Source organism: Streptomyces sp. NBC_01017, from assembly GCF_045162795.1.
Lineage (GTDB): Bacteria > Actinomycetota > Actinomycetes > Streptomycetales > Streptomycetaceae > Streptomyces > Streptomyces machairae.
The window spans coordinates 4,672,245-4,698,664 of the sequence record NZ_CP108683.1 but is presented as its reverse complement, the minus strand read 5'-3'; the positions used below and the strand labels follow the sequence as shown (position 1 = coordinate 4,698,664).

The 26,420-nt window shown below is 67.4% G+C and carries 34 protein-coding genes; 33 read left to right on the top strand and 1 reads right to left on the bottom strand.

Translation table 11 applies throughout. The features are described from left to right. The first annotated feature begins 21 nt into the window (after nucleotides 1-21). Together fusA and tuf are read left to right on the top strand one after the other, a co-directional pair. Nucleotides 22-2,148, top strand: a complete 2,127-nt coding sequence (fusA, locus tag OG331_RS21230; RefSeq protein WP_190073629.1) for an elongation factor G — start codon at nucleotides 22-24, stop codon at nucleotides 2,146-2,148. 154 nt (nucleotides 2,149-2,302) lie between these two features. Continuing rightward, nucleotides 2,303-3,496 carry an elongation factor Tu gene (gene tuf, locus OG331_RS21225; RefSeq protein WP_030046358.1) on the top strand — a complete coding sequence of 398 codons (1,194 nt, stop codon included), beginning with the start codon at nucleotides 2,303-2,305 and terminating at the stop codon, nucleotides 3,494-3,496. Nucleotides 3,497-3,592: 96 nt separating this feature from the next. Here tuf and OG331_RS21220 read toward each other — a convergent pair whose 3' ends face one another. After that, on the bottom strand, nucleotides 3,593-4,129 hold the full coding sequence (locus OG331_RS21220; protein ID WP_406198523.1) for a hypothetical protein: 537 nt from the start codon (nucleotides 4,127-4,129) through the stop codon (nucleotides 3,593-3,595). Nucleotides 4,130-4,399: 270 nt separating this feature from the next. Between OG331_RS21220 and OG331_RS21215 the strand changes: the two genes are divergently transcribed. The 31 genes from OG331_RS21215 to rplO all read left to right on the top strand — a co-directional run bounded on the left by OG331_RS21215 (nucleotide 4,400) and on the right by rplO (nucleotide 26,404). Further along, on the top strand, nucleotides 4,400-4,987 hold the full coding sequence (locus OG331_RS21215) for a putative colanic acid biosynthesis acetyltransferase (protein ID WP_406198521.1): 588 nt from the start codon (nucleotides 4,400-4,402) through the stop codon (nucleotides 4,985-4,987). Further along, nucleotides 4,984-6,117 (top strand): glycosyltransferase, encoded by a 1,134-nt coding sequence (locus OG331_RS21210; RefSeq protein ID WP_406198520.1) that lies wholly within the window; start codon nucleotides 4,984-4,986, stop codon nucleotides 6,115-6,117. Before OG331_RS21215 ends, OG331_RS21210 begins: the two co-directional genes overlap by 4 nt. A gap of 73 nt (nucleotides 6,118-6,190) precedes the next feature. Further along, nucleotides 6,191-6,892: a CDP-alcohol phosphatidyltransferase family protein gene (locus OG331_RS21205; RefSeq protein ID WP_406198518.1), complete on the top strand. Its 702-nt coding sequence runs from the start codon at nucleotides 6,191-6,193 to the stop codon at nucleotides 6,890-6,892. A 121-nt stretch (nucleotides 6,893-7,013) separates the two neighbouring features. Further along, nucleotides 7,014-7,994, top strand: coding sequence for an NAD-dependent epimerase/dehydratase family protein (locus OG331_RS21200; RefSeq protein ID WP_406198516.1), 981 nt, complete (start codon nucleotides 7,014-7,016; stop codon nucleotides 7,992-7,994). Between the two features lie 28 nt (nucleotides 7,995-8,022). Continuing rightward, complete coding sequence (locus OG331_RS21195; protein WP_406198513.1) at nucleotides 8,023-9,222, top strand: glycosyltransferase family 4 protein; 1,200 nt, start codon at nucleotides 8,023-8,025, stop codon at nucleotides 9,220-9,222. A 153-nt stretch (nucleotides 9,223-9,375) separates the two neighbouring features. After that, entirely contained in the window at nucleotides 9,376-10,806 is a 1,431-nt protein-coding gene (locus OG331_RS21190; RefSeq protein WP_406198511.1) for a hypothetical protein, read from the top strand. Continuing rightward, the gene (locus OG331_RS21185) at nucleotides 10,803-12,410 is read left to right on the top strand and encodes a hypothetical protein (RefSeq protein ID WP_406198509.1); all 1,608 of its coding nucleotides are present in this window, start codon (nucleotides 10,803-10,805) and stop codon (nucleotides 12,408-12,410) included. The genes OG331_RS21190 and OG331_RS21185 overlap by 4 nt, the downstream gene beginning before the upstream one ends. Beyond that, nucleotides 12,407-13,963 (top strand): oligosaccharide flippase family protein, encoded by a 1,557-nt coding sequence (locus OG331_RS21180; RefSeq protein WP_406198506.1) that lies wholly within the window; start codon nucleotides 12,407-12,409, stop codon nucleotides 13,961-13,963. Before OG331_RS21185 ends, OG331_RS21180 begins: the two co-directional genes overlap by 4 nt. Nucleotides 13,964-14,037: 74 nt before the next feature. After that, nucleotides 14,038-15,606 (top strand): fibronectin type III domain-containing protein, encoded by a 1,569-nt coding sequence (locus OG331_RS21175; protein WP_406198503.1) that lies wholly within the window; start codon nucleotides 14,038-14,040, stop codon nucleotides 15,604-15,606. After that, a complete protein-coding gene (locus tag OG331_RS21170) occupies nucleotides 15,606-16,091 on the top strand; it encodes an adenylyltransferase/cytidyltransferase family protein (RefSeq protein WP_406198500.1) in 486 nt (161 codons plus the stop codon). The genes OG331_RS21175 and OG331_RS21170 overlap by 1 nt, the downstream gene beginning before the upstream one ends. 539 nt (nucleotides 16,092-16,630) lie before the next feature. After that, nucleotides 16,631-16,939: a 30S ribosomal protein S10 gene (gene rpsJ, locus OG331_RS21165; protein ID WP_003948644.1), complete on the top strand. Its 309-nt coding sequence runs from the start codon at nucleotides 16,631-16,633 to the stop codon at nucleotides 16,937-16,939. Between the two features lie 17 nt (nucleotides 16,940-16,956). Continuing rightward, nucleotides 16,957-17,601 (top strand): 50S ribosomal protein L3, encoded by a 645-nt coding sequence (gene rplC / locus OG331_RS21160; RefSeq protein WP_328424620.1) that lies wholly within the window; start codon nucleotides 16,957-16,959, stop codon nucleotides 17,599-17,601. 8 nt (nucleotides 17,602-17,609) lie between these two features. Continuing rightward, nucleotides 17,610-18,266, top strand: coding sequence for a 50S ribosomal protein L4 (rplD, locus tag OG331_RS21155; RefSeq protein ID WP_406198498.1), 657 nt, complete (start codon nucleotides 17,610-17,612; stop codon nucleotides 18,264-18,266). Then, nucleotides 18,266-18,685, top strand: coding sequence for a 50S ribosomal protein L23 (gene rplW, locus OG331_RS21150; RefSeq protein WP_406198495.1), 420 nt, complete (start codon nucleotides 18,266-18,268; stop codon nucleotides 18,683-18,685). The genes rplD and rplW overlap by 1 nt, the downstream gene beginning before the upstream one ends. Nucleotides 18,686-18,725: 40 nt before the next feature. After that, on the top strand, nucleotides 18,726-19,562 hold the full coding sequence (gene rplB / locus OG331_RS21145; protein ID WP_062706768.1) for a 50S ribosomal protein L2: 837 nt from the start codon (nucleotides 18,726-18,728) through the stop codon (nucleotides 19,560-19,562). A 12-nt stretch (nucleotides 19,563-19,574) separates the two neighbouring features. Then, a complete protein-coding gene (gene rpsS, locus OG331_RS21140; protein WP_147995160.1) occupies nucleotides 19,575-19,856 on the top strand; it encodes a 30S ribosomal protein S19 in 282 nt (93 codons plus the stop codon). A gap of 44 nt (nucleotides 19,857-19,900) precedes the next feature. Then, nucleotides 19,901-20,248, top strand: coding sequence for a 50S ribosomal protein L22 (gene rplV / locus OG331_RS21135; protein WP_026290933.1), 348 nt, complete (start codon nucleotides 19,901-19,903; stop codon nucleotides 20,246-20,248). Then, complete coding sequence (rpsC, locus tag OG331_RS21130; protein WP_037680401.1) at nucleotides 20,248-21,069, top strand: 30S ribosomal protein S3; 822 nt, start codon at nucleotides 20,248-20,250, stop codon at nucleotides 21,067-21,069. The genes rplV and rpsC overlap by 1 nt, the downstream gene beginning before the upstream one ends. A gap of 5 nt (nucleotides 21,070-21,074) precedes the next feature. Further along, nucleotides 21,075-21,494 carry a 50S ribosomal protein L16 gene (rplP, locus tag OG331_RS21125; protein ID WP_004927269.1) on the top strand — a complete coding sequence of 140 codons (420 nt, stop codon included), beginning with the start codon at nucleotides 21,075-21,077 and terminating at the stop codon, nucleotides 21,492-21,494. Continuing rightward, a complete protein-coding gene (rpmC, locus tag OG331_RS21120; RefSeq protein ID WP_003998824.1) occupies nucleotides 21,494-21,718 on the top strand; it encodes a 50S ribosomal protein L29 in 225 nt (74 codons plus the stop codon). The genes rplP and rpmC overlap by 1 nt, the downstream gene beginning before the upstream one ends. Then, nucleotides 21,718-22,005: a 30S ribosomal protein S17 gene (gene rpsQ / locus OG331_RS21115; protein WP_053753927.1), complete on the top strand. Its 288-nt coding sequence runs from the start codon at nucleotides 21,718-21,720 to the stop codon at nucleotides 22,003-22,005. Before rpmC ends, rpsQ begins: the two co-directional genes overlap by 1 nt. A gap of 106 nt (nucleotides 22,006-22,111) precedes the next feature. Continuing rightward, nucleotides 22,112-22,480, top strand: coding sequence for a 50S ribosomal protein L14 (gene rplN / locus OG331_RS21110; protein WP_003998823.1), 369 nt, complete (start codon nucleotides 22,112-22,114; stop codon nucleotides 22,478-22,480). Between the two features lie 2 nt (nucleotides 22,481-22,482). Continuing rightward, nucleotides 22,483-22,806, top strand: a complete 324-nt coding sequence (rplX, locus tag OG331_RS21105) for a 50S ribosomal protein L24 (RefSeq protein ID WP_030046380.1) — start codon at nucleotides 22,483-22,485, stop codon at nucleotides 22,804-22,806. After that, a complete protein-coding gene (rplE, locus tag OG331_RS21100) occupies nucleotides 22,806-23,363 on the top strand; it encodes a 50S ribosomal protein L5 (RefSeq protein ID WP_020135807.1) in 558 nt (185 codons plus the stop codon). The genes rplX and rplE overlap by 1 nt, the downstream gene beginning before the upstream one ends. A gap of 5 nt (nucleotides 23,364-23,368) precedes the next feature. Beyond that, nucleotides 23,369-23,554 carry a type Z 30S ribosomal protein S14 gene (locus OG331_RS21095; protein ID WP_003948630.1) on the top strand — a complete coding sequence of 62 codons (186 nt, stop codon included), beginning with the start codon at nucleotides 23,369-23,371 and terminating at the stop codon, nucleotides 23,552-23,554. Between the two features lie 213 nt (nucleotides 23,555-23,767). Then, nucleotides 23,768-24,166, top strand: coding sequence for a 30S ribosomal protein S8 (gene rpsH, locus OG331_RS21090; RefSeq protein ID WP_007384075.1), 399 nt, complete (start codon nucleotides 23,768-23,770; stop codon nucleotides 24,164-24,166). 24 nt (nucleotides 24,167-24,190) lie between these two features. After that, complete coding sequence (gene rplF, locus OG331_RS21085) at nucleotides 24,191-24,730, top strand: 50S ribosomal protein L6 (protein ID WP_328424606.1); 540 nt, start codon at nucleotides 24,191-24,193, stop codon at nucleotides 24,728-24,730. Nucleotides 24,731-24,733: 3 nt separating this feature from the next. Beyond that, a complete protein-coding gene (gene rplR, locus OG331_RS21080) occupies nucleotides 24,734-25,117 on the top strand; it encodes a 50S ribosomal protein L18 (protein WP_274242334.1) in 384 nt (127 codons plus the stop codon). 41 nt (nucleotides 25,118-25,158) lie between these two features. Next, nucleotides 25,159-25,764: a 30S ribosomal protein S5 gene (rpsE, locus tag OG331_RS21075; protein WP_007494753.1), complete on the top strand. Its 606-nt coding sequence runs from the start codon at nucleotides 25,159-25,161 to the stop codon at nucleotides 25,762-25,764. Between the two features lie 2 nt (nucleotides 25,765-25,766). Further along, nucleotides 25,767-25,946, top strand: coding sequence for a 50S ribosomal protein L30 (gene rpmD / locus OG331_RS21070; protein ID WP_052580766.1), 180 nt, complete (start codon nucleotides 25,767-25,769; stop codon nucleotides 25,944-25,946). A gap of 2 nt (nucleotides 25,947-25,948) precedes the next feature. Next, entirely contained in the window at nucleotides 25,949-26,404 is a 456-nt protein-coding gene (gene rplO / locus OG331_RS21065; RefSeq protein WP_328879903.1) for a 50S ribosomal protein L15, read from the top strand. The last annotated feature ends 16 nt before the right edge of the window (nucleotides 26,405-26,420 follow it).

Genomic DNA, 26,420 nt, shown 5'->3' with positions numbered 1-26,420 from the left:
CCGAGAGAAGACTGAAGCCTTATGGCTACCACTTCACTTGACCTGGCCAAGGTCCGCAACATTGGGATCATGGCCCACATCGACGCGGGCAAGACGACCACCACCGAGCGGATCCTGTTCTACACCGGCGTCAGCTACAAGATCGGTGAGGTCCACGACGGCGCTGCCACTATGGACTGGATGGAGCAGGAGCAGGAGCGTGGCATCACGATCACGTCTGCTGCGACCACCTGTCACTGGCCGCTCGAGGACAACGACTACACCATCAACATCATCGACACCCCGGGGCACGTCGACTTCACCGTTGAGGTGGAGCGCTCCCTGCGTGTGCTCGACGGTGCCGTGACGGTGTTCGACGGTGTCGCCGGTGTCGAGCCGCAGTCCGAGACGGTGTGGCGTCAGGCCGACCGTTACGGCGTGCCGCGTATTTGCTTCGTGAACAAGCTGGACCGTACCGGCGCCGAGTTCCACCGCTGCGTGGACATGATCTCGGACCGCCTGGGCGCCCAGCCGCTCGTCATGCAGCTTCCGATCGGCGCCGAGGCCGACTTCAAGGGCGTTGTGGACCTGGTCCGCATGAAGGCGCTCGTGTGGTCCGCCGAGGCCGCCAAGGGCGAGATGTACGACGTCGTCGACATCCCGGCCACGCACACCGAGGCTGCCGAGGAGTACCGCGGCAAGCTGATCGAGGGCGTCGCCGAGAACGACGAAGAGATCATGGAGCTGTACCTGGAGGGCCAGGAGCCCACCGAGGAGCAGCTGTACGCCGCGATCCGTCGCATCACCATCGCGTCCGGCAAGTCCAGCGACACCACGGTCACCCCGGTGTTCTGTGGCACCGCGTTCAAGAACAAGGGCGTCCAGCCCCTGCTCGACGCGGTCGTGCGCTACCTGCCGACCCCGCTCGACGTCGAGGCCATCGAGGGCCACGACGTGAAGGACCCCGAGCTGGTCGTCAAGCGCAAGCCGTCCGACGACGAGCCGCTGTCCGCGCTGGCGTTCAAGATCATGAGCGACCCGCACCTCGGCAAGCTCACCTTCGTCCGGGTTTACTCGGGCCGCCTGGAGTCCGGCACCGCCGTGCTGAACTCCGTCAAGGGCAAGAAGGAGCGCATCGGCAAGATCTACCGCATGCACGCGAACAAGCGTGAGGAGATCGACTCGGTGGGCGCCGGCGACATCATCGCCGTCATGGGCCTCAAGCAGACCACCACCGGTGAGACGCTGAGCGACGACAAGAACCCGGTCATCCTGGAGTCCATGGACTTCCCGGCGCCGGTCATCCAGGTCGCCATCGAGCCCAAGTCGAAGGGCGACCAGGAGAAGCTGGGCGTCGCGATCCAGCGCCTGGCCGAGGAGGACCCGTCCTTCCAGGTCCACTCGGACGAGGAGACCGGCCAGACCATCATCGGTGGTATGGGCGAGCTGCACCTCGAGGTGCTGGTCGACCGTATGCGCCGTGAGTTCAAGGTCGAGGCCAACGTCGGCAAGCCGCAGGTCGCCTACCGTGAGACGATCCGCAAGGCCGTCGAGCGCGTCGACTACACGCACAAGAAGCAGACTGGTGGTACCGGCCAGTTCGCCAAGGTGCAGATCGCGATCGAGCCGATCGAGGGCGGCGACGCCTCGTACGAGTTCGTGAACAAGGTGACCGGTGGTCGTATCCCGAAGGAGTACATCCCTTCGGTCGACGCCGGTGCGCAGGAGGCCATGCAGTTCGGCATCCTCGCCGGTTACGAGATGACCGGCGTGCGCGTCACCCTCATCGACGGTGGCTACCACGAGGTCGACTCCTCGGAGCTCGCCTTCAAGATCGCCGGTTCGCAGGCCTTCAAGGAGGCCGCGCGCAAGGCCAGCCCTGTGCTCCTTGAGCCGATGATGGCCGTCGAGGTCACCACGCCCGAGGACTACATGGGCGAGGTCATCGGCGACATCAACTCCCGCCGTGGCCAGATCCAGGCCATGGAGGAGCGGGCGGGTGCTCGCGTCGTGAAGGGCCTCGTGCCCCTCTCGGAGATGTTCGGCTACGTCGGCGACCTGCGCAGCAAGACGTCCGGCCGTGCCAGCTACTCCATGCAGTTCGACTCCTACGCCGAGGTTCCGCGGAACGTCGCCGAGGAGATCATCGCGAAGGCCAAGGGCGAGTAACGCACCGCGTTCACACGCTTTAGGCTTGACTCCGGAGCCTTGAGGGGCAAACACCCGCAAACACGGATGTTTGCCCCGAGGCCCGGGCATTCCAGCAAAGATCACCTGGCGCCGATGAAGCAAGGCGTTCAGAACCACTCCACAGGAGGACCCCGTGGCGAAGGCGAAGTTCGAGCGGACTAAGCCCCACGTCAACATCGGCACCATCGGTCACATCGACCACGGTAAGACGACCCTTACGGCCGCCATTACCAAGGTGCTGCACGACGCGTACCCGGACCTGAACGAGGCCTCGGCCTTCGACCAGATCGACAAGGCTCCCGAGGAGCGCCAGCGCGGTATCACCATCTCCATCGCGCACGTCGAGTACCAGACCGAGACGCGTCACTACGCCCACGTCGACTGCCCCGGTCACGCGGACTACATCAAGAACATGATCACCGGTGCTGCCCAGATGGACGGCGCCATCCTCGTGGTCGCCGCCACCGACGGCCCGATGCCGCAGACCAAGGAGCACGTGCTCCTGGCCCGCCAGGTCGGCGTTCCGTACATCGTCGTCGCCCTGAACAAGGCCGACATGGTGGACGACGAGGAGATCCTGGAGCTCGTCGAGCTCGAGGTTCGTGAGCTGCTCTCCGAGTACGAGTTCCCGGGCGACGACCTGCCGGTCGTCAAGGTCTCGGCGCTCAAGGCCCTTGAGGGCGACAAGGAGTGGGGCAACACCGTCCTCGAGCTCATGAAGGCCGTGGACGAGAACATCCCGCAGCCCGAGCGTGACGTCGACAAGCCGTTCCTGATGCCGATCGAGGACGTCTTCACGATCACCGGTCGCGGTACGGTCGTCACCGGCCGTATCGAGCGTGGTGTCCTGAAGGTCAACGAGACCGTTGACATCGTGGGCATCAAGCAGGAGAAGACCACCACCACGGTCACCGGCATCGAGATGTTCCGCAAGCTGCTCGACGAGGGCCAGGCCGGTGAGAACGTCGGTCTGCTGCTCCGCGGCATCAAGCGCGAGGACGTCGAGCGCGGCCAGGTCATCATCAAGCCCGGTTCGGTTACGCCGCACACCGAGTTCGAGGCCCAGGCCTACATCCTGTCCAAGGACGAGGGTGGCCGCCACACGCCGTTCTTCAACAACTACCGTCCGCAGTTCTACTTCCGTACGACGGACGTGACCGGCGTTGTGACCCTCCCCGAGGGCACCGAGATGGTCATGCCGGGTGACAACACCGAGATGAAGGTGGAGCTCATCCAGCCCGTCGCCATGGAAGAGGGCCTGAAGTTCGCCATCCGTGAGGGTGGCCGGACGGTCGGCGCCGGCCAGGTCACCAAGATCAACAAGTAAGCTTGTTGATTTGACCTGGTAGCTCCAGCGCGAGCTCCTGAAGGGGCCCGTACGACTTCTGTCGTACGGGCCCCTTTGCTGTGTGCCTCTAGGGCGTCAGGTGTTGTCGCCGTCCGGGACGATGCAGAAGGCGACGTGGCTCAGGTCCGCGAAGCCACCGCTGGGGTTGATCGGGGCATGGAGCGTCTCGTCGGCCTCGATCTGGCCGGCCATCGTCGGCCGGTAGTCGTAGATGTTCGCGTTGTTGCCGCCCTTGACGATGACCGCACCGGCGGCGAAGAGGCTGTCGACGCCGAAATCGAACGAGAGAAGCTGCCCTTGATCACCCTCCGTGACGCCGAGGGTGATCGTTCCGTCCTGGCCGCCAGAAGAGAAGTTGAGCACCTCCCCGTCTACGGGCGCGTCGTCCGTGTCGACCTCCAGGGTGAACCCGTTGATGTCCACGCAGTCCGGGTTCACCTCAGCCGTGTACTCGACGGGTGCCACCTCGGCCATCAGCTGCGGCCCCGGCTGTGCCGACGCGGGACCGGCTCCGAAGGTGACCGCCAGCGCCGTGGTCAGGCCGAGGCCGACGCAGCGCGCTCCCCATCTCGCTCGCGTCGGCCGTGTGGTCGCTCGACTGGTTACTCGCACGATGAGTGCTCCTTTTGCTCTTGATCTGCCTGATTGCGCCCTTTGTAGGCAGTCTGATTATTTGCACAATCGGACCGGCGGCAGTCCCCGGGGATTCCTTTCCCTGGGCCGTCCGGGTTGCAGGGCACTGGAAAGGGCGAACATCGCTACGGCGGCTGCGCCGGGCAGTCGAGGGCGTCGGCAACACGCCTGTATGTGCTGGTGCTTGCGATGCGGTCATAGTAAATACACGTAAATACAGTTTCGCCGCATTTCGGGAAGGGCGCCGCCATGTCAGAGACCGCTGCGCCGCCTGGTGGGGCCGCCCGCGCGGGCGAGGCCCATCACAGGGCCGTAGTCGAGCGTTCCCTGCGGGGTTTCACAGGGGCGGGCTACGACAAGGGGCGGCCCTGGCTGGTCCAGGCTGCGTGGTTCGCCGTCATGCATCTCGTGTTCCGCAAGTGGTGGTTCCCGGCCCGCTGGCGGCCCGCAGTGCTGCGGGCGTTCGGTGCGCGGGTCGGGCGGCGGGCGCTGATCCGGCACGGTGTCCGGGTGCACTGGCCCTGGCGGCTGTCCGTCGGCGACGACGTCTGGATCGGTGAGGGCGCCTGGTTGCTGAACCTGCAGCCGATCACCATCGGCAGCGACGTATGTGTCTCGCAGGACGCGTTCCTGTGCACCGGAAGTCACCAACACCGCAGTCCCACCATGGAGTTCGACAATGGGCCCATCCGTCTGGAGCCCGGATCGTGGGTCGCGGCCCGGGCCGTCGTACTGCGCGGTGTGACCGTCGGCCGCGGTGCGGTGGTCGGTGCCTCGGCGGTCGCCCACCGTGACGTCGCCCCCGGTGAGGTCATCACCTGTGGGGTCGCGGCATGAGAGTCGTCCACGTGGTGACGCTCGTCAGCGACGACGGAGCGTACGGCGGTCCGACGAGCGTGGCCGCCGGGCACCTGGAGGAGTGCGCCGCCCGCGGACACGAGGTCAAGCTGGTGTCGCTGTGGCGGGGCAGGTCCTCGGCACCGCAACGCCTCGGCTCGGTGCCGCTGCAGACGCGTCCGGCCCGCTCGCTGCTGCCGGGGCGCTTCACCGGGCTGATGCATCCGCTGCTGGTCAGGGACCTGTGGGTGTCGATGGGCAGGGCCGACGTGGTCCATGTGCACGCGGGGCGCGACCTCGTCTCGCTCGCGGCACTCGCCGTCGCCGCGCTGCGCCGCAAGAAGTTCTTCGCGCAGACGCACGGCATGGTCCAGCCCCGGCACGCGGCCGTCGCCAGGCTCTTCGACCGCGTGTACGTGCCGCTGCTGCGTCGGGCGCATGGCTGCCTGGTTCTCACCGAGCACGAGCGCCGGGCCGTGGCCGAGGTCATCGGCGCCGACGGTCCGCCGCTGATGACCCTGCCCAACGGGGTGCGACCCGAGCGCGGGGGAGGGGCGGAGCAGCCGCGGCGCGAGCGGGAGGTGCTCTTCCTCGCCAGACTGCATCCGCGCAAGCGTCCGGAGGCCTTCGTCGAGATGGCCGCTCTGGTGCACCGGCGGATGCCTGACGCCCGGTTCACGATCCACGGGGCGGACGAGGGGATGCTGCCGACGGTGCGCCGGCTGATCGCCGCCCATGGGCTGCAGGGGATCGTCTCCTACGGCGGGGCGCTGCGGCATCCGGAGGCGGTACGGGCGTATGCGAGGGCGGCGGTCTACGTGCTGCCCAGTGTGGACGAGCCGTTCCCGATGACCGTGATGGAGGCTCTCTCGGCCGGCACCCCCGTGGTGTGCACGGACAGCTGCGGCATCGCGGACGAGCTGGCCCACCGGGGGGCGGCGATGGTCACCGACGGCAGTCCCGAAGCGCTGGCCGACGCGGTGTGCGGTGTGCTGGCCGACGACGCCAAGAGGGACGCCCTCGTGGGGGCGGGGCATCGCGCCGTCCGGGAGGCGTTCTCGATCCATGCGGTGACGGATCGGCTGGAGGCGATCTATCGGGGTGCCTGTCACGCCCCCTCTCGGGATTAGCTCGCGCGCGGACGACTCCGGGAATTCGGTACGCGGTTGATCCTCCCGCCCGTTCACGCACGAGGTCGAGGTAATGGAATTCTCCAGCACGCTGCAGCAGCTCTCGAAGGTGCAGAAACCCGCCCAGGGGGTCTCCTTCTACTCCCGGTTCGTCAACCGGCCGGCCGGGAGACTGCTCGCGGCAGCGGCGTACCGCATCGGACTCTCGCCCAACCATGTGACGGCCGTCAGCGCGCTGATCACCTTCGCGGCCGTTTTCACGATTGCTCTCCGCCCACCTTCCTATGTGTTGGGGCAGTGGGTCTCACTCGCTCTGCTTCTCGGGTTCGCGCTCGATTCCGCGGACGGTCAGCTGGCCAGGCTGCACCGGTCGTCCAGCCTTTCCGGGGAGTGGCTGGACCATGTGGTGGACTGCGCGAAAATCCTGGGCATTCACGCGGCGGTGCTGATTTCCTTCTACCGCTTCTTCGATCTGACGCAGCCCGCGCTGCTGCTCCCGGTCATCTTCCAGTTCGCCGCTGTCCTGCTGTTCTTCGGAGGGATTCTCACGGAACAGCTCAGAAGGCGAAGCGTGAAACCGCCCACCGGACCGCCGGCCCCGGCTTCCAGCGTTCGTGGCATGGCCCTCTTGCCTGTGGATTACGGGCTGTTCTGCCTGATTTTCCTGTGCCTGGGGAGCCAGAAGCTGTTCCTCGCGCTGTACGTCGCCCTGCTCGTGGCCCACGTCGTGCTCCTTCCGGCGTTCTTTGCCAAGTGGCTGCGGGAGCTGTCCTGACGCGAACTCGGACGGAGGTATCGGGCACCTTGTGATGCGGAAACGCGCGGCATATCACATGAAAAGGTGTAAACAGTGATTAATCTGCCAGTCGGATTCCGGCTTTCCAGAAGGAGCTGCCATGAGCAAGCAGGTGGATGTCGTTGTCGCGGGTGGCGGGGGATTCATCGGTGGGCATCTCGCGGCCGACCTTTTGTCCCAGGGGCTGACCGTTCGGTGTGTCGACATCAAGCCGCAGCATGAGTGGCAGCAGGTGCACGCCGGCGCCGAGAACGTCGTCGCCGATCTGTCCCTCCTCGAAAGCGCCCGCACAGCCGTCCGGAACGCCCGTCAGGTGTACATGCTGGCCGCCGACATGGGCGGCATGGGATTCATCGAGAACCACAAGGCCGCCTGCATGATGTCGGTGCTGACCAGCACCCACATGCTCAAGGCCGCGCACGAGGCCGGTGTGGAGCGCTATTTCTACTCCTCGTCCGCCTGCGTGTACGCAGCCGGCAAGCAGAGCGACCCGAAAGTCACCGCCCTCAAGGAGGAGGACGCCTACCCGGCGCAGCCCGAGGACGGCTACGGCTGGGAGAAGCTCTTCTCGGAGCGCATGTGCCGCCACTTCGAGGAGGACTACGGGTTCACCTGCCGTGTCGCGCGCTACCACAATGTCTACGGCCCTGCGGGCACCTGGACCGGCGGCCGCGAGAAGGCCCCGGCGGCCGTGTGCCGCAAGATCGCCGAGGCGGTCACCTCCGGTGAGCACCGGATCGACATCTGGGGCGACGGCCGGCAGACCCGTTCCTTCATGTACATCGACGACTGCCTGCACGGCACGCGGATGCTCATGAACGGCGCCGGCAACGTCCCGGTCAACCTCGGCTCCTCCGAGCTGGTCACCATCAACCAACTGGTCGACATCGTCGAGGAGATCGCGGGCATCCGCTGCGAGCGCGCCTACCGGCTGGACGCGCCGCAGGGCGTACGCGGCCGTAACTCCGACAACGGCCTGATCCGCGAACTGTACGGCTGGGAGCCGTCGATCCCGCTGGCCGACGGGCTGGAGAAGACCTACGCCTGGGTCTACGACCAGGTCAAGCGCGCTCGTTCCTGATCCCTCGAACCGGCCGGGAGAGCAGTACATGAGGATCCTCGTCCACGACTACAGCGGGCACCCGTTCCAGGCCCAGCTCAGCCGTGAACTGGCGTACCGCGGTCATGACGTCGTCCACTCGACCTGCTCGGCCTACGTCTCGGGGAAGGGCAACCTCGCCGAGGACGCGGTCGTCGGCCTCCGCTTCGTCACCATCGGCGACCGCGTCGTACTGGACAAGGGTGCCTACGTCCGACGCCTCTTCAAGGAGACGCGGCTGGGGCTGGAGCTGGCACGGCAGGTACGGCGCGAGAAGCCGGACGTGGCGATGCTGGCGAACCTGCCGATCCCGACCCTCGTCGTGGCCGCGTCGGCGCTGAAGGCGCTGCGGATCCCGTGGGTGCTGTGGCACCAGGACATCACCGCGGTCGCCCTGAAGAGCTTCGCCGCCGCCGGGGTGTCGAAGCTGATGGGCGTGGCCGCCCGGGTCTTCGAGCAGGGCGAGAAGTGGTCGGCGCGACGAGCCTCGGCGATCGTCGTGATCGCCGACTCCTTCGTGCGGGTCCACCGGGAGTGGGGCACCGCCGCCAAGGCCACCGTCATTCCCAACTGGGCGCCGCTGGACGAGATCCTCCCCGTGCCCCGCGCCAACGCGTGGTCGCAGGAGCACGGCCTCACCGGCGTCAGGACCGTGCTGTACTCGGGCACGATCGGCCTCAAGCACAACCCCGTCCTGCTGGTGCGGCTGGCAGAGACACTGCGCGAACAGGGCGAACGGGTCCGCCTCGTCGTCGTCAACGACGGACCGGCCGTCCCGGTCATCAAGGAGGCCGCCGACGCCCGCGGTGTCGAGCTGACCCTGTTGCCCTTCCAGCCCTACGAGCGGCTGCCCGAGGTGCTGGGCGCGGGCGATGTGCTGGTCGTGCTGCTGACGGCGGACGCGGGGGAGTTCTCGGTCCCCTCCAAGACGCTGTCCTATCTGTGCGCCGGCCGCCCGGTGCTGGGCCTGATGCCCGCGGACAATCTCGCGGCCAAGCTGCTCCGCCGGGCCGGCTCGCCGGTGTTCGCCCCCGACGAGTCCTCGCTGTCCGACGCGGCCACATGGGTCCGCGAGGTACTGAACGACCCGGCCAGGGCGGAGTCGCTGGGCAAGGAGAGCCGGGCGCTGGCCGAGCGGGAGTTCGCCCTGGAGGGGTGTGCTTCGCGGTTCGAGGAAATTCTGCGGGCGGCAAGTCGCGCCACTCCGTGATTATTGTGGCTTCATAGTAATTCACGTCATGTGAAACGCCCTCTGAAATGCGGCGGATCGACCGGGCCTTTGGGCTATAAATCTACCGGTGTCGACCCATTTCGTTTGCTCGCTCAATCGGGGGTGCAGGTGCGAGGCGGTGAACAGCGTTCCGTGGCAGCAGTGTGCTGCTGGGCCTTCTTTTTCGTCGCCTTCCTGCCCGCGCTGATTCTCCAGGCCATCGACACGCGATTCGGGACGGCACTCGCCGTGCAGTGCGTCGTCGCGGTGCATACCGGAGTGGGGCTGGCCCGGGTGCTCACCGATACGTCGGTGCGCCTGGTCGCGTTCGGATTCTGGCTCTTCTCCTATGTGTGGCTCGGCCTGGCGCCGCTCGCCATGCTCGCCACCGACACCTATCCGCTCGGCTACCGCAGCGGTGAGACGACCGCTTTCGCGGCCGCCCTGCTGACGGAACTCGGACTCCTCGCCTACGGCGCGGGTGCGGCCCTGGCCGCCGGACGCAGGCGTGGCAGGTCGGCCGTACTGGAACCGCTGCTGTCCCGCACGCTCTCGCCGCTGCCCGTGCTCCTCCTGTGCGGCCTGTCGCTGCTGCTCGCGGCCCTGCTGATCCCCGGGCAGGAAGGCGGTCTGCGGGCCTACTTCACCAGCAGACAGGCGCTGTGGCAGTCGGACACCCAGTCGGACACCGCGCACGCGCTGCGCGTCTGGTGCCTCGCCGTCCCGGCCTTCTGGTCCCTGGTGGCCCTGGTCCACCTGCCCCGCCGGGCCGCCGGCGACCGGTTGCTGCGCGCGGTCCGTTGGATGCTGCTCCCGGCCCTGCTCGCGCTCAACGTGATCGTCAACAACCCCATCAGCAGGCCGCGTTTCTGGGCCGGCACCGTCCTTCTGGTGCTGCTTTTCTCATGGCCCCGGTTCAACACCCCGCGGGTCTTTCGCGGCATCGCCGTGGCCATCACGGCCGTGGTGCTGTTCGCTTTCCCGTACAGCGACTACTTCCGGTACGACGAGCGTGAAGCGCTCCAAGTCGTCGGACTCGCGGAGCAGTTCAGCACCACCATGGATTACGACGCATTTCAGCAAATGCAGACCGGCATCGACTATGTGCAGGAGAACGGCTTCTCGCCGTCGGCCCTGCTCGGTGTCGTCCTGGTCGTGATCCCCCGCACGATGTGGCCCGGAAAACCGCAGGCCACCGGTATCGAATTCGCCGAGTACGCGCGCTACGACTTCCACAACCTCTCTGCTCCGCTGTGGATCGAGAGCTACCTGTGGGGCGGTCCGCTGTGTGTCGTCGCGGTCTTCTGCCTGCTGGGCGCGGCCGGACGCCGGGTGGACGACATCCGGGCACGGCTGCAGGGCCGGCGGAGCTCCCTGGCGCTTCTGCTGGTGCCCGCCTTCGCCTTCTACCAGTTGATCTTCCTGCGCGGCAGCCTCATGGCCATCGTCGCGCCCCTCGCACTGCTCCTGATCGTTCCGCTCTTCCTCACCCGCGCCGCCGGGCCGCCCGGGCTCCCGGCCCCGGTGCGGCCACCCGCCACCGCGGGCCACGCACTCATCCCCGGCCACAGGAGGCACCCGTGACCAGCGCCGCCGGTTTCGACGATCGGTACGACGACCCCGACGAGCTGCGCGACCAGGTGCGCCTGCTGCTGAGGTACCGCGCGACCATCGTGCTGGGCGTGGTCCTGGGGCTGCTCGGCGGGCTGCTCCTGGCCCTGCTGAGCTCGGGCAGTTACACCTCCGCCGGCGAAGTGCTCGTGCGCGCCAGGTCCGACCCCTTCAGCACGATCGGGGTGGGCGCCGACAGCCAGGTGAGCATGGGCACGGAGCGGCAGATCGCGCTCAGCGCGAACGTCGCGGCCCGGGCGGCGACGGAACTGCGGTACGAGCCCGGCGCCGACGCGCTGCTGGCGGACCTGCGCGTGACGAACCTCCCGGACACCCAGGTCCTCCGGTTCGAGTACACGGCGGGCACCGCGCAGCGCGCGGCTCGGGTCACCAACGCGTTCGCCCGGGCCTACCTCGCCGATCGCCAGGACCGCTCCGAGGCCATGGCCGCCCGGATGGCCGCCGGACTGGAGCGGCAGATCGCCGAGCTGACCAAGCAGCTCGACACGAAGAAGGGCGCCCCGCCCGTCGCCGGCGCAGCGGGACTGCGGGAGCAGGTCGGCATCCTGCGCAAGAAGGTCTCGGACGTCAGGACCTACGACCCCTTCGCCGGCGACATCGTCCGCAGGGCCGAGCCGGCGGCGCGACCCGCGGGGCCCGCCCCCGGCTGGCTCGTCGGGGCCGGCCTGCTCGGCGGTCTCATCCTGGGTGTCGTGCTCGCCTGGCTGCGATCCGCCCTCGAACCACGGGCGCGCTCGGTCGGCGAGGTCCAGGAGGCACTGCACGCTCCCGTGCTGGGCATCCTCCCGGTCCCCGGCACCGAGGGCGAACTGCTGGAGGTCGGCCGGGCGGACGGCAGCCGCGCGGAGGCGTACCGCGCCCTCGCCCTGCGGCTGCGGGGCAGCGACGGCCGTATGTCCGCGGGCAGGCTCATGATCGTGGCGCCGCGGCAGCAGCGAGGTGCCGAAGCCGTCGCCGTGAATCTCGCCGCCGCCCTCGCCGAGTCCGGTGACGACGTACGACTGGTGGACGCCACCGCGCACACCCCCGCCCTGTGGGCACGACTGCCACTGTCGGCCGGCGCCCCCGAGCCGGACGACGTCCCCGAGGGTGCAGTGGTCGTCGACGCGGGCACCGCCGGGCGCTTCACGCTCTGCCCCCACAGCCGCGGCACCACCGGCGACGACGGGCCGGCGGTCCCGGCGGCACGTGCCGTGCCGGATGCCGACTCCGGCGGGTCGACGCTCTTCCTGAGCCCGCCCCTGCTGGAACACGGCGACGGTCTGGCGCTCGCCCCGTGCGTGGACGGCGTTCTCGTGGTGGGCGCGCTGGACGACATCAGGCGCGACGACCTCAGGCGGGTCCACGAGCTGGTCAGCTGCCTGGGCGGGCACCTCGTGGGCGCGGCCCTCCACGACGGCACCCGACCCGGCTTGCTCCGCCGTGTCAGGGCCAGCGAGCCGGTGCGCCGGCTGCGGGAGCGGAACGCGTCCACGACACCGTCCGCTCCGGCCGACGACGCCGCGGCGAAGCCGACCGCGCCGGTGCGGGACGACACGCTCACCACCTCCCGGTGAGCACCTCCGGTACGACCGTCCCGGCCACCGGCCGGTCGACCGTCCGGTCCGGGGTCGCCGCCACGGCACGCGGCGGTTGGTGGGGCTTCCTGGGCTCGACGGTCAACGCGGTCTTCGGCTACGTCCTGGTCACCCTGGTCACCCGAGGGCTCGGGGCGTACGGGGCCGGAGCTGTGTTCACCGGCGTCGCTGCCTTCACCATCCTGTGCAACACCTGCAAGCTGGGCGCCGACACCGGGCTGGTGCGCTTCCTCCCCGGCGACCTGGCCATCACCGGCGGCCGCAAGGTGGGCGCACTGCTGCGCAGCGCGGTCGTGCCAGGAGCCCTGGCGAGCACCACGGCCGCCGCACTGCTCTTCCTGTCGCCCGGCACGGCCACCGCGCTGCTGCCGAGTCTCGCGCCGGGGGACGCGGTGACCCTGGTCCGGCTGTTCGCCGTGTTCCTCCCCCTGGCCACGGTCACCCTGATCCTGCTGGGCGCCACCCAGGGCCACGGCACCGTGATCCCGTACGTCGGTGTCGAGCAGATCGGGAAGCCGGTACTGCGCGTGCTGATCGCCGTACCGGTCCTGCTGCTCGCCCCGGGTGTGCTGACTCTGGCCGCCGCCTGGCTCGTGCCCTCGCTGGCCGGTTTCCTCTTCGCCTGGCTCGCACTGCGCAGGTGCCGTCGCAGCAGTCCGGGACATGTCTGCGTACCGGAGACCGCCGTGCAGGAGACCGCCACCAGGCGTGGGTTCTGGGCGTTCGCCGCCCCCCGGGCGATCTCGTCCGTCTTCGACATCAGCGCGGTCTGGCTGGGCGTCGTCCTGCTGTCCTCCCTGGCGACGAGCGAAGAGGCCGGTATCTACACCGCGGTCGGACGCGTGGTCATCGCGGCGACACTCCTCCAACTCGCCATCCGGCTGGCCGTGGCTCCGGAGATCAGCCGTCTCCTCGCCCTCGGTGACCTCCCGCAGGCCTCCCATCTGCACCGTGTCTCGACGCGCTGGATCGTGCTGTTCTCCTGGCCGCTGCTCGCCCTGCTCACGAGTTTCCCGGGCACCGTCCTGTCGCTGTTCGGACCGGAGTTCGATCAGGGGGCCGGCGCGCTGGTGCTGCTCTGTATCGCCTCGGCGGTCAACGTCGGGGTGGGAAACGCCCAGACCGTGCTGCTCATGGCGGGCAAGAGCACCTGGCATCTGGCGGTCACCGGGGTCGCGTTCGCGGTGCAGCTGACGGTGGGGTTCCTCGCCATTCCCCGTCTCGGCGTCCTCGGCGCCGCCCTGTCCTGGGGGGCGGCGACCGTCGTGGAGAACGTCGTCGCGGCCGTGTTGGTACGGCGGCACCCCGGCTTCACCTTCATCGACGGCGGATACCTCCTGGCAACTGCCGTCGCCCTGTGCCTCACCGTGCCGCTGGTCGGCACCGTGAGGCTGTTGGCAGGTGACACGACCGTAGGACTTGCCGCCGCAATCACCATGGGATTGTGCGCATTCGGTATAGGTTTGTGGCGATTTCGTACAGCTTTGGGAGTGCACGAACTCGTCGGTGTGCTGCGCGAACGCACCCCATGAGGCCGTCTCGGAACCGGGACCGCCGCTCCATCTCCCCTTCCTCCACCCGTCCTTGCTGCAACCCGGGATGTTCCATGCGCCTGAGAAAAAGCACCAAGCGGGGGGCCACCGCGGCTTCGGTCGCGGCCCTCCTCGCGGCTGCCTCGCTCATCACCGCTTCGGCCTCGGTGGCCGACAGCGACGAAAAGACCCTGACCGCCGACCCCTTGGCGACCTGGCAGACCGACGGCATCGTCTGGTCGATCGAGTACGCACGCGGCGTCGTGTACGTCGGCGGGACCTTCAACAAGGTCCGTCCGCCGGGTGCCAAGCCCGGCCAGAGGGAGGTCGCGCGCAAGAACTTCGCGGCCTTCGACGCCGTCACCGGCAAACTGCTGTCGTGCGCCCACCGCTTCACCGGCGCCGGAAACACCGTACGGGCGCTCAAGGCGACCGCGGACGGCAAGATGCTCTACGTCGGCGGCTCGTTCGCCAACGCGGGCAAGGCCAGGGCGGCCAATGCGGTCGCGCTCAACACGGCAGGCTGCTCGCTGCGCAAGGACTTCCGCCCGAAGATCTCGTCGGCCGTACGGGCCATCGACGTCACGAAGAGCGCGGTCTACCTGGGAGGCGACTTCACGGCCGTCAACGGCCGGGAGAGGGAGCGCATCGCGGCGTTCACCCGCCGGGGTGCGCTGCTGCCGTTCAAGGCGGAGATCGAGGCTCCGGTACGCGCCATCAGCGCCGCGCCCGAGTACGGCAAGATCATCGTCGGCGGTGACTTCCAGCTGGTCAACGAAGACCTGGAGGCCTCGCTGGTCGCCCTGCACCCCCGCACGGGGAAGACGGTGGCCCAGTACACGGACTGGCTGCCGGCCCGGTCGGTCGTGAAGGCGCTGGTCCGCGACAAGACGAAGTTCTATGTGGCGGCCGAGGGCAATGGGACGGGCATCTTCGACGGCCGTATCGCCGCCAGCCTCCGCACCGGCAAGCTGGTGTGGCGTGACACCTGCCTGGGCGCCACCCAGGCGCTCGCCCTGCACAACGGCGTTCTCTACAGCGGATCCCACGCCCACAACTGCAGGGACACGCCGGGCGGTTTCCCCGAGCACCAGAACCGCCAGCACTTCCTGGCCCAGTCGACCCGCAACCGCCACATCCTGCACTGGTTCCCCGACACGAACGAGGGGATCGGCGAGCAGAACGGCCCCCGGGCCATGGCGATGGCCGGCGGCATCCTGTGGGCGGGCGGCGAGTTCACCACCGTCAACAACCGTCCGCAGCAGAGCCTGACGCGCTTCGGGGCCGGCCCCGACCGGGGGACTCCGGAGAACCCGCCCAAGCTCAAGGCCTCGGTCAAGAGCGCCGGTCGGGTGACGCTCACCTGGCGTGCCGCATGGGACCGGGACGACGCGGAGCTGAAGTACCTCGTCTACCGGGACGGCGTGCTCGTGACCACGCGGACGGGCCGGTCCCAGGAGTGGAACCGCCCCACGATGAAGTACACGGACACCGTCACCCCCGGCTCGCGCCATCGCTACACGATCGCCGTCTCCGACGGGCAGAACACCACGCTCAGGTCGCAGGCGCTCACGGTCACCGCGGTCGCCGACAAGGCTTCGAAGAATGCGAAGGCCTCGAAGGCCTCGACGGAAAGGCGTTGATGAGGGAGCGTCTCGGCTACGCGCCAGGGGTCTTCGACCTCTTCCACGTGGGCCATCTCAATGTCCTGCGCCGGGCCCGTGGGCACTGCGACCGGCTCGTCGCCGGCGTGTGCTCGGACGACCTCGTGGTGCGCCTGAAAGGCAGGCCGCCCGTGGTGCCGCTCGCCGAGCGGCTGCAGATCGTCCGCAGTGTCCGCTACGTGGACGAGACCTTCGTCGCGACCGTGGACGACAAGATGGAGATCTGGAAGGAAGTCGGCTTCGACGTCATCTTCAAGGGCGACGACTGGCTCGGCACGGACGTCTGGACGACGCTCGAAACCCAATTCGCGAGAGTGGGGGTGGAGGTCGTCTACTTCCCCTACACCGAGCACACCTCGAGCACGCTGCTCCGGGACGCGCTCCACCTTCTCGCCCCGCAGAAGCCTTCCGAGCCGCTCACGGGTCAGCTTGCGGGACCGCGTCCGGGAGGAGCGGAGAGCTGACGCGGACGCGGGTTGTCCGATGCTGGTGTGACTGACGGGTCCGCTGAGGTTGCGGGCCCGTCAGCTCGTCTGTCCGCCCCAGGAACCAGGGCGCCGTGCACCGAGCCCTTCCCAGGGGCAGGCGGCCCGGGTTTGACCTACGTCACCCTCGGGGTATTCTCTCCGGCTCGATTGGCCAGCCCCCTGCCCCATATGGCAGACTGTCCGAGTTGCTCGGTCGAGTGTTGATGCTGCGCGCCTCCCGCCGGGAGGACCGGAAGCGAGTCCCACAGTACTCGTCGCCCTAACTGCCGTAAGGCAGCGCTGGGGCGGACGTACGGGAATCTTTCGGGAAGTGACAGTGCAACGCCGACCAGGCACCCGGTGGGCCTCCTAGCTCCCGGCTTGCGGTTCCGGAAGGGCCGTGTTCCCACGCAGGGATGTTCGATCAAGGGGCATCTGTGTCAGCGGGAGCGCGACACGCCCGACCGCGTGGGTCGGAGGAGGTCAAGGGAACACCGGGTTCCAGAGCGTAAGAGAGACAGGACTACTGAGTAGCCATGGCGGGACAGAAGATCCGCATCCGGCTCAAGGCCTACGACCACGAGGTCATCGACTCCTCGGCGAAGAAGATCGTCGAGACGGTGACCCGCACTGGTGCGTCGGTCGCGGGCCCGGTGCCGCTGCCCACTGAGAAGAACGTGTACTGCGTCATCAAGTCGCCGCACAAGTACAAGGACTCGCGCGAGCACTTCGAGATGCGCACGCACAAGCGCCTGATCGACATCCTCGACCCGACTCCCAAGACCGTTGACTCTCTGATGCGACTCGACCTCCCGGCCGGTGTCGACATCGAGATCAAGCTCTGAGGGCCGGTGATCTGAGAATGGCTAAGCAGATCAAGGGCATCCTGGGCGAGAAGCTCGGCATGACGCAGGTGTGGGACGCGAACAACCGTGTTGTTCCGGTCACCGTCGTCAAGGCCGGCCCCAACGTCGTCACCCAGGTCCGTACGAACGACGCCGACGGCTACGAGTCGGTCCAGATCGCCTTCGGCGAGATCGACCCGCGCAAGGTGAACAAGCCCCTCAAGGGTCACTTCGCCAAGGCCGATGTCACTCCCCGCCGCCACCTCGTCGAGATCCGCACCGCGGACGCCTCCGAGTACACGCTGGGTCAGGAGATCTCCGCGGAGGTCTTCGAGGCCGGCGTCAAGGTGGACGTGACCGGCAAGAGCAAGGGCAAGGGCTTCGCCGGTGTCATGAAGCGTCACAACTTCAAGGGCCTCGGCGCCGGACACGGCACCCAGCGCAAGCACCGCTCTCCCGGTTCCATCGGTGGCTGCGCCACCCCGGGCCGTGTGTTCAAGGGCCTCCGCATGGCGGGTCGTATGGGCAACGAGCGGGTCACCACCCAGAACCTGACCGTCCACGCCGTTGACGCGGAGAAGGGTCTGCTGCTCATCAAGGGCGCGGTTCCCGGTCCGAACGGCGGCCTCGTCCTGGTCCGCACTGCGGCCAAGGGGGCCTGAGGTAACCGATGAGCACTGTTGACATCCTTTCGCCGGCGGGCGACAAGGCCGGTTCCGTCGAGCTCCCTGCGGAGATCTTCGACGTAGAGAAGATCAGCGTTCCGCTGCTCCACCAGGTCGTCGTCGCGCAGCTGGCCGCTGCCCGCCAGGGCACGCACAAGACCAAGACCCGCGGTGAAGTCCGTGGTGGTGGCAAGAAGCCTTACCGCCAGAAGGGCACCGGTCGCGCCCGTCAGGGTTCGACCCGCGCGCCGCAGTTCGCCGGTGGTGGCGTCGTGCACGGTCCCGTGCCGCGTGACTACTCGCAGCGGACCCCGAAGAAGATGAAGGCCGCGGCCCTGCGCCACGCCCTCACCGACCGGGCCCGCAACAACCGCATCCACGTCGTCTCCGGCGTCATCGAGGGCGAGAACCCGTCCACGAAGGCCGCCAAGTCGCTGTTCGGCAAGATCTCGGAGCGCAAGAACCTGCTCCTGGTCGTCGAGCGCGCCGACGAGGCCGCGTGGCTGTCCGCCCGCAACCTGCCCCAGGTCCACATCCTGGAGCCGGGCCAGCTGAACACGTACGACGTTCTCGTCTCGGACGACGTGGTCTTCACCCACGCCGCCTTCGAGTCCTTCGTGTCCGGCCCGAAGGCCAATGACACCGAAGGGAGCGAGGTCTGATGGCCATCCGTCACCCCGCTATTGCCTCGAAGGCCGCGAAGAAGGCCAAGGAGGCGCGCGTCAAGAAGGCGCGTCGCCACGCCGCCGAGGGCAAGAACACCGTCATCACGCCGGTGAGCAAGGCGTTCACGGACCTCCGTGACATCCTGATCAAGCCGGTCGTGTCCGAGAAGAGCTACGCGCTCCTCGACGAGAACAAGTACACGTTCGTCGTCGCCCCGGGCAGCAACAAGACCCAGATCAAGCAGGCCGTCGAGACGGTCTTCGAGGTCAAGGTCACCGGGGTCAACACGATCAACCGCCAGGGCAAGCGCAAGCGGACCCGCACGGGCTTCGGCCAGCGTGCCGGCACCAAGCGCGCGATCGTGACCCTCGCTGAGGGCGACCGTATCGACATCTTCGGCGGTCCGACCGCCTGAGGGCGGTCCGGATCGTCCGATATCGGACGAGGACTGAGAAATGGGAATCCGCAAGTACAAGCCGACTACGCCGGGCCGTCGTGGCTCCAGCGTCGCCGACTTCGTCGAGGTCACGCGGTCCACGCCGGAGAAGTCGTTGGTCCGCCCCCTGCACAGCAAGGGTGGCCGTAACAACTCCGGTCGTGTGACCGTCCGCCACCAGGGTGGTGGCCATAAGCGCGCCTACCGAGTGATCGACTTCCGTCGTCACGACAAGGACGGCGTGCCGGCGAAGGTCGCGCACATCGAGTACGACCCCAACCGCACCGCGCGCATCGCGCTGCTGCACTACGCCGACGGCGAGAAGCGCTACATCCTCGCCCCGCGCAACCTGCAGCAGGGTGACCGCGTGGAGAACGGTCCCGGGGCCGACATCAAGCCGGGCAACAACCTGGCGCTCCGCAACATCCCGGTCGGTACCACGATCCACGCGATCGAGCTCCGTCCCGGTGGCGGCGCCAAGTTCGCCCGCTCCGCCGGTGCCTCCGTGCAGCTGCTCGCGAAGGAGGGCTCGATGGCCCACCTCCGCATGCCTTCCGGTGAGATCCGCCTGGTCGACGTGCGCTGCCGCGCCACCGTCGGCGAGGTCGGCAACGCCGAGCAGAGCAACATCAACTGGGGTAAGGCCGGCCGTAAGCGCTGGCTGGGCGTTCGCCCGACCGTTCGCGGTGTGGCGATGAACCCGGTTGACCACCCCCACGGTGGTGGTGAGGGCAAGACCTCCGGTGGTCGCCACCCGGTCAGCCCCTGGGGTCAGAAGGAAGGTCGTACTCGTGCTCCCAAGAAGGCGAGCAACAAGTACATCGTCCGCCGCCGCAAGACGAACAAGAAGCGCTAGGAGCGGGTTTAGATGCCGCGCAGTCTCAAGAAGGGGCCCTTCGTCGACGACCACCTGATCAAGAAGGTGGAAACGCAGAACGAAGCAGGCACCAAGAACGTCATCAAGACCTGGTCCCGTCGCTCCATGATCGTGCCGGCCATGCTCGGCCACACGCTCGCGGTGCACAACGGCAAGACCCACATCCCGGTGTTCGTCACCGAGTCGATGGTCGGCCACAAGCTCGGCGAGTTCTCGCCGACGCGCACCTTCCGGGGTCACGTCAAGGACGACCGGAAGTCGAAGCGCCGCTAGTAGCGGATCGCATTCAGACACGTAAGTAACTGAGAGGGACAACCATGGAAGCCAGGGCCCAGGCGCGGTACATCCGCGTTACGCCCATGAAGGCCCGCCGCGTGGTGGACCTTATCCGTGGCATGGACGCCACGGAGGCTCAGGCTGTTCTGCGATTCGCTCCGCAGGCAGCCTCCGTGCCGGTCGGCAAGGTGCTCGACAGCGCCATTGCCAACGCCGCGCACAACTACGACCACCCGGACGCCTCCTCGCTGGTGATCAGCGAGGCGTACGTCGACGAGGGCCCGACCCTGAAGCGGTTCCGGCCGCGCGCCCAGGGCCGTGCCTACCGGATCCGCAAGCGGACCAGCCACATCACCGTGGTCGTCAGCAGCAAGGAAGGAACCCGGTAATGGGCCAGAAGGTTAACCCGCATGGGTTCCGGCTCGGTGTCACCACGGACTTCAAGTCCCGGTGGTACGCCGACAAGCTGTACAAGGACTACGTCAAGGAAGACGTCGCCATCCGTCGGATGATGACGTCCGGCATGGAGCGCGCCGGTATCTCGAAGGTTGAGATCGAGCGCACCCGTGACCGCGTGCGTGTGGACATCCACACCGCTCGTCCGGGCATCGTCATCGGCCGCCGTGGCGCCGAGGCCGACCGCATCCGCGGTGACCTCGAGAAGCTCACGGGCAAGCAGGTCCAGCTGAACATCCTCGAGGTCAAGAGCCCCGAGACCGACGCTCAGCTGGTTGCCCAGGCCGTTGCCGAGCAGCTCTCCTCCCGCGTCTCCTTCCGTCGCGCCATGCGTAAGAGCATGCAGGGCACGATGAAGGCCGGCGCCAAGGGCATCAAGATCCAGTGCGGTGGCCGTCTCGGCGGCGCCGAGATGTCCCGCTCGGAGTTCTACCGCGAGGGCCGTGTGCCCCTGCACACGCTCCGCGCGAACGTGGACTACGGCTTCTTCGAGGCCAAGACGACCTTCGGCCGCATCGGTGTGAAGGTCTGGATCTACAAGGGCGACGTCAAGAACATCGCCGAGGTCCGCGCCGAGAACGCTGCCGCCCGTGCGGGTAACCGCCCGGCCCGCGGTGGCGGCTCCGACCGCCCGGCCCGTGGTGGCCGCGGTGGCGAGCGGCGCGGTCGTAAGCCGCAGCAGGCTGCCGGCGCCGAGGCCCCCAAGGCCGAGGCCCCCGCCGCTCCGGCTGAGAGCACCGGAACGGAGGCCTGACCGACATGCTGATCCCCCGTAGGGTCAAGCACCGCAAGCAGCACCACCCGAAGCGCCGTGGTCAGGCCAAGGGCGGTACGACGGTCGCGTTCGGCGAGTACGGCATTCAGGCCCTCACGCCGGCGTACGTGACCAACCGCCAGATCGAGGCGGCCCGTATCGCCATGACCCGCCACATCAAGCGTGGCGGCAAGGTCTGGATCAACATCTACCCGGACCGCCCGCTCACGAAGAAGCCTGCCGAGACCCGCATGGGTTCCGGTAAGGGTTCGCCGGAGTGGTGGATCGCGAACGTGCACCCGGGTCGGGTCATGTTCGAGCTGTCCTACCCCAACGAGAAGATCGCCCGTGAGGCCCTGACTCGCGCAGCCCACAAGCTGCCGATGAAGTGCCGGATCGTCAAGCGCGAGGCAGGTGAAGCGTGATGTCGGCCGGTACCAAGGCGTCCGAGCTGCGCGAGCTGGGTGACGAGGAGCTTCTGGCGAAGCTTCGCGAAGCCAAGGAAGAGCTGTTCAACCTCCGCTTCCAGGCGGCGACCGGTCAGCTCGAGAACCACGGTCGGCTCAAGGCCGTCCGTAAGGACATCGCGCGGATCTACACCCTGATGCGTGAGCGCGAGCTGGGCATCGAGACGGTGGAGAGCGCCTGATGAGTGAGAGCAACGTGACTGAGCAGACTGCAGAGGCCCGCGGCTTCCGCAAGACCCGTGAGGGTCTCGTCGTCAGCGACAAGATGGACAAGACCGTCGTCGTCGCCGTCGAGGACCGCGTCAAGCACGCGCTGTACGGCAAGGTCATCCGCCGTACGAACAAGCTCAAGGCGCACGACGAGCAGAACGCTGCCGGCGTCGGCGACCGCGTCCTCCTGATGGAGACGCGTCCGCTGTCGGCGACCAAGCGCTGGCGCATCGTCGAGATCCTCGAGAAGGCCAAGTAATTTCCTGCGGGCAAACCCGCAGGTCAGTTCCGCCAGGCTCGGCAGGGGCTCGCCTCTTCTATGAAGCGGCCCCTGCCGGGAACCGGCAGACAAACAGGAGATAGACGTGATCCAGCAGGAGTCGCGACTGCGTGTCGCCGACAACACTGGTGCGAAGGAGATCCTTTGCATCCGTGTGCTCGGTGGCTCCGGTCGCCGCTACGCGGGCATCGGTGACGTCATCGTCGCCACCGTCAAGGACGCGATCCCCGGTGGCAACGTGAAGAAGGGTGACGTCGTCAAGGCGGTCATCGTTCGCACCGTCAAGGAGCGCCGCCGTCCGGACGGCTCGTACATCCGCTTCGACGAGAACGCCGCCGTCATTCTGAAGAACGACGGCGACCCTCGCGGCACCCGTATCTTCGGCCCCGTCGGCCGTGAGCTGCGCGAGAAGAAGTTCATGAAGATCATCTCGCTCGCGCCGGAGGTGCTGTAAGCATGAAGATCAAGAAGGGCGACCTGGTCCAGGTCATCACCGGTAAGGACAAGGGCAAGCAGGGCAAGGTCATTGCCGCTTACCCGCGCGACGAGCGTGTCCTGGTCGAGGGTGTCAACCGGGTCAAGAAGCACACCAAGGCCGGCCCGACCGCCAAGGGTTCGCAGGCCGGCGGCATCGTCACGACCGAGGCGCCGATCCACGTCTCCAACGTCCAGCTGGTCGTTGAGAAGGACGGCAACAAGGTTGTCACGCGTGTCGGTTACCGCTTCGACGACGAAGGCAACAAGATCCGCGTTGCCAAGCGGACGGGTGAGGACATCTGATGGCTACCACCACCACTCCGCGTCTGAAGACGAAGTACCGCGAGGAGATCGCGGGCAAGCTGCGTGACGAGTTCAAGTACGAGAACGTCATGCAGATCCCCGGCCTCGTCAAGATCGTGGTCAACATGGGTGTGGGCGACGCCGCCCGCGACTCCAAGCTGATCGAGGGCGCCATCCGCGACCTCACCACGATCACCGGTCAGAAGCCGGCCGTTACCAAGGCCCGCAAGTCCATCGCGCAGTTCAAGCTGCGTGAGGGCCAGCCGATCGGTGCCCACGTCACGCTCCGTGGCGACCGCATGTGGGAGTTCCTGGACCGCACCCTGTCGCTCGCGCTGCCGCGCATCCGCGACTTCCGTGGTCTGTCCCCCAAGCAGTTCGACGGCCGTGGCAACTACACCTTCGGTCTCACCGAGCAGGTCATGTTCCACGAGATCGACCAGGACAAGATCGACCGCACCCGGGGTATGGACATCACCGTGGTGACCACGGCGACCAACGACGCTGAGGGCCGCGCGCTCCTTCGTCACCTCGGCTTCCCCTTCAAGGAGGCGTGAGCGAGATGGCGAAGAAGGCTCTGATCGCGAAGGCTGCTCGCAAGCCCAAGTTCGGCGTGCGTGGCTACACGCGCTGCCAGCGTTGTGGCCGTCCCCACTCCGTGTACCGCAAGTTCGGCCTGTGCCGCGTGTGCCTTCGTGAGATGGCTCACCGTGGCGAGCTGCCGGGCGTGACCAAGAGCTCCTGGTAATCCCCCATTTAGGGATTCCAAGGGCTCTCGGTAAGCACTGGGCGTGTCAGGCGCCCTCCCTTCCATGGCTTAGGCTTGGAGGGTTGGGCGCCTGACGGTCGCCCGTACGACTTACTACGCCGTAGGTCCACCGCGCCGCACCCGTCCCGTCTCGGATCGGGGAGAGGGATGGCGCACCAGGAAACCCCGGCGAGAGAGGCCGAAGGCCAATTCATGACCATGACTGATCCGATCGCAGACATGCTTACGCGTCTGCGGAACGCGAACTCGGCATACCACGACTCCGTGACGATGCCGGCATCGAAGATCAAGTCGCACATCGCGGAGATCCTCCAGCAGGAGGGCTTCATCACGGGCTGGAAGGTCGAGGACGCCGAGGTCGGCAAGAACCTCGTTCTCGAGCTGAAGTTCGGCCCGAACCGTGAGCGCTCCATTGCGGGCATCAAGCGGATCTCCAAGCCCGGTCTCCGGGTGTACGCGAAGTCCACCAACCTGCCGAAGGTGCTCGGCGGCCTGGGCGTGGCGATCATCTCCACGTCCCACGGGCTCCTCACCGACAAGCAGGCCGGCAAGAAGGGCGTGGGTGGGGAAGTCCTCGCCTACGTCTGGTAGCGGAAGGGAACGGAGGAAACAGCTATGTCGCGTATTGGCAAGCTCCCCATCACGGTTCCCGCCGGCGTGGACGTCACCATCGACGGCCGTACGGTTTCGGTCAAGGGCCCCAAGGGCGAACTGACCCACACCGTTGCCGCGCCGATCGACATCGTCAGGGATGAGGACGGCGTTCTGAACGTCACCCGCCCGAACGACGAGCGTCAGAACAAGGCCCTGCACGGCCTGTCCCGCACGCTGGTGGCGAACATGATCACCGGCGTGACCCAGGGTTACGTGAAGAAGCTCGAGATCAGCGGTGTCGGTTACCGCGTTGCGGCCAAGGGATCGAACCTCGAGTTCGCGCTCGGCTACAGCCACTCGATCACCGTCGAGGCTCCCGAAGGCATCACCTTCAAGGTGGAGAACCCGACCCGGTTCTCGGTCGAGGGCATCGACAAGCAGAAGGTCGGCGAGGTTGCGGCCAACATCCGCAAGCTGCGCAAGCCCGACCCGTACAAGGCCAAGGGCGTCAAGTACGAGGGCGAAGTCATCCGCCGCAAGGTCGGAAAGGCGGGTAAGTAAGCCATGGCATACGGACAGAAGATCCTTAAGGGCGACGCCTACAAGCGCGCCGCGATCAAGCGCCGCCACATCCGGATCCGTAAGCACATCAACGGAACGGCGGAGCGTCCGCGTCTGGTCGTTACCCGCTCGAACCGCCACATCGTGGCCCAGGTGATCGACGACATCAAGGGTCACACCCTGGCGTCGGCGTCCACCCTGGACACCACGATCCGCGGTGCCGAGGGCGACAAGTCCGCGCAGGCCAAGCAGGTCGGCGCCCTGGTCGCCGAGCGCGCCAAGGCCGCCGGCGTCGAGGCTGTCGTATTCGACCGTGGTGGCAACCAGTACGCCGGGCGCATTGCTGCCCTGGCGGACGCCGCCCGCGAAGCCGGGCTCAAGTTCTGAGCCGCTTCCGTAGCTAGCGGAAACAGAGAGAGGTAATTCCAATGGCTGGACCCCAGCGCCGCGGTGGCGGTGCCGGTGGCGGCGAGCGGCGGGACCGGAAGGGCCGTGACGGCGGCGCAGCTGCCGCCGAGAAGACCGCTTACGTTGAGCGCGTAGTCGCGATCAACCGTGTCGCCAAGGTTGTGAAGGGTGGTCGTCGCTTCAGCTTCACCGCGCTGGTCGTGGTGGGCGATGGTGACGGCACCGTCGGTGTCGGTTACGGCAAGGCCAAGGAGGTGCCGGCCGCCATCGCCAAGGGTGTTGAGGAGGCCAAGAAGCACTTCTTCAAGGTCCCCCGTATCCAGGGCACCATCCCGCACCCGATCCAGGGTGAGAAGGCTGCCGGCGTCGTGCTGCTCAAGCCCGCGTCGCCCGGTACCGGTGTTATCGCCGGTGGTCCGGTGCGTGCCGTGCTCGAGTGCGCCGGTATCCACGACATCCTGTCGAAGTCGCTCGGCTCCGACAACGCGATCAACATCGTGCACGCGACCGTGGCGGCCCTGAAGGGCCTGCAGCGTCCCGAGGAGGTCGCGGCCCGCCGTGGTCTGCCGCTCGAGGACGTCGCCCCCGCGGCTCTTCTCCGTGCACGTGCCGGGGCGGGTGCGTAATCATGGCGCAGCTCAAGATTACGCAGGTCAAGTCCTACATCGGCAGCAAGCAGAACCACCGTGACACCCTGCGCTCCCTTGGTCTCAAGGGGATCAACACGCAGGTCGTCAAGGAGGACCGCCCCGAGTTCCGCGGAATGGTGCACACCGTCCGCCACCTCGTGACGGTTGAGGAGGTCTGATCATGGCGGAGAACAACCCGCTGAAGATCCACAACCTCCGTCCCGCCCCCGGCGCCAAGACCGCCAAGACCCGTGTGGGTCGTGGTGAGGCGTCGAAGGGTAAGACGGCCGGTCGTGGTACCAAGGGCACGAAGGCCCGCTACCAGGTTCCGGAGCGCTTCGAGGGTGGGCAGATGCCCCTCCACATGCGTCTTCCGAAGCTGAAGGGCTTCAAGAACCCGTTCAAGACCGAGTTCCAGGTCGTGAACCTCGACAAGCTGGCCGCGCTCTACCCCGAGGGTGGCGAGGTCACGGTCGAGGGCCTGGTGGAGAAGGGTGCTGTTCGCAAGAACAGCCTCGTCAAGGTCCTCGGCCAGGGTGAGATCTCCGTGGCGCTGCAGGTGACGGTTGACGCCGTCTCCGGCTCCGCCAAGGAGAAGATCACCGCCGCCGGCGGCAGCGTCACCGAGCTCGTCTGAATCCATCAGGCGTCTC

Coding starts and splice junctions, on each gene's coding strand:
- fusA (WP_190073629.1), top strand. CDS start 22: ATGGCTACCACTTCACTTGACCTGGCCAAGGTCCGCAACATTGGGATC.
- OG331_RS21215 (WP_406198521.1), top strand. CDS start 4,400: ATGTCAGAGACCGCTGCGCCGCCTGGTGGGGCCGCCCGCGCGGGCGAG.
- OG331_RS21210 (WP_406198520.1), top strand. CDS start 4,984: ATGAGAGTCGTCCACGTGGTGACGCTCGTCAGCGACGACGGAGCGTAC.
- OG331_RS21205 (WP_406198518.1), top strand. CDS start 6,191: ATGGAATTCTCCAGCACGCTGCAGCAGCTCTCGAAGGTGCAGAAACCC.
- OG331_RS21200 (WP_406198516.1), top strand. CDS start 7,014: ATGAGCAAGCAGGTGGATGTCGTTGTCGCGGGTGGCGGGGGATTCATC.
- OG331_RS21195 (WP_406198513.1), top strand. CDS start 8,023: ATGAGGATCCTCGTCCACGACTACAGCGGGCACCCGTTCCAGGCCCAG.
- OG331_RS21175 (WP_406198503.1), top strand. CDS start 14,038: ATGCGCCTGAGAAAAAGCACCAAGCGGGGGGCCACCGCGGCTTCGGTC.
- OG331_RS21170 (WP_406198500.1), top strand. CDS start 15,606: ATGAGGGAGCGTCTCGGCTACGCGCCAGGGGTCTTCGACCTCTTCCAC.
- rpsJ (WP_003948644.1), top strand. CDS start 16,631: ATGGCGGGACAGAAGATCCGCATCCGGCTCAAGGCCTACGACCACGAG.
- rplC (WP_328424620.1), top strand. CDS start 16,957: ATGGCTAAGCAGATCAAGGGCATCCTGGGCGAGAAGCTCGGCATGACG.
- rplD (WP_406198498.1), top strand. CDS start 17,610: ATGAGCACTGTTGACATCCTTTCGCCGGCGGGCGACAAGGCCGGTTCC.
- rplW (WP_406198495.1), top strand. CDS start 18,266: ATGGCCATCCGTCACCCCGCTATTGCCTCGAAGGCCGCGAAGAAGGCC.
- rplB (WP_062706768.1), top strand. CDS start 18,726: ATGGGAATCCGCAAGTACAAGCCGACTACGCCGGGCCGTCGTGGCTCC.
- rpsS (WP_147995160.1), top strand. CDS start 19,575: ATGCCGCGCAGTCTCAAGAAGGGGCCCTTCGTCGACGACCACCTGATC.
- rplV (WP_026290933.1), top strand. CDS start 19,901: ATGGAAGCCAGGGCCCAGGCGCGGTACATCCGCGTTACGCCCATGAAG.
- rpsC (WP_037680401.1), top strand. CDS start 20,248: ATGGGCCAGAAGGTTAACCCGCATGGGTTCCGGCTCGGTGTCACCACG.
- rplP (WP_004927269.1), top strand. CDS start 21,075: ATGCTGATCCCCCGTAGGGTCAAGCACCGCAAGCAGCACCACCCGAAG.
- rpmC (WP_003998824.1), top strand. CDS start 21,494: ATGTCGGCCGGTACCAAGGCGTCCGAGCTGCGCGAGCTGGGTGACGAG.
- rpsQ (WP_053753927.1), top strand. CDS start 21,718: ATGAGTGAGAGCAACGTGACTGAGCAGACTGCAGAGGCCCGCGGCTTC.
- rplX (WP_030046380.1), top strand. CDS start 22,483: ATGAAGATCAAGAAGGGCGACCTGGTCCAGGTCATCACCGGTAAGGAC.
- rplE (WP_020135807.1), top strand. CDS start 22,806: ATGGCTACCACCACCACTCCGCGTCTGAAGACGAAGTACCGCGAGGAG.
- OG331_RS21095 (WP_003948630.1), top strand. CDS start 23,369: ATGGCGAAGAAGGCTCTGATCGCGAAGGCTGCTCGCAAGCCCAAGTTC.
- rpsH (WP_007384075.1), top strand. CDS start 23,768: ATGACCATGACTGATCCGATCGCAGACATGCTTACGCGTCTGCGGAAC.
- rplF (WP_328424606.1), top strand. CDS start 24,191: ATGTCGCGTATTGGCAAGCTCCCCATCACGGTTCCCGCCGGCGTGGAC.
- rplR (WP_274242334.1), top strand. CDS start 24,734: ATGGCATACGGACAGAAGATCCTTAAGGGCGACGCCTACAAGCGCGCC.
- rpsE (WP_007494753.1), top strand. CDS start 25,159: ATGGCTGGACCCCAGCGCCGCGGTGGCGGTGCCGGTGGCGGCGAGCGG.
- rpmD (WP_052580766.1), top strand. CDS start 25,767: ATGGCGCAGCTCAAGATTACGCAGGTCAAGTCCTACATCGGCAGCAAG.
- rplO (WP_328879903.1), top strand. CDS start 25,949: ATGGCGGAGAACAACCCGCTGAAGATCCACAACCTCCGTCCCGCCCCC.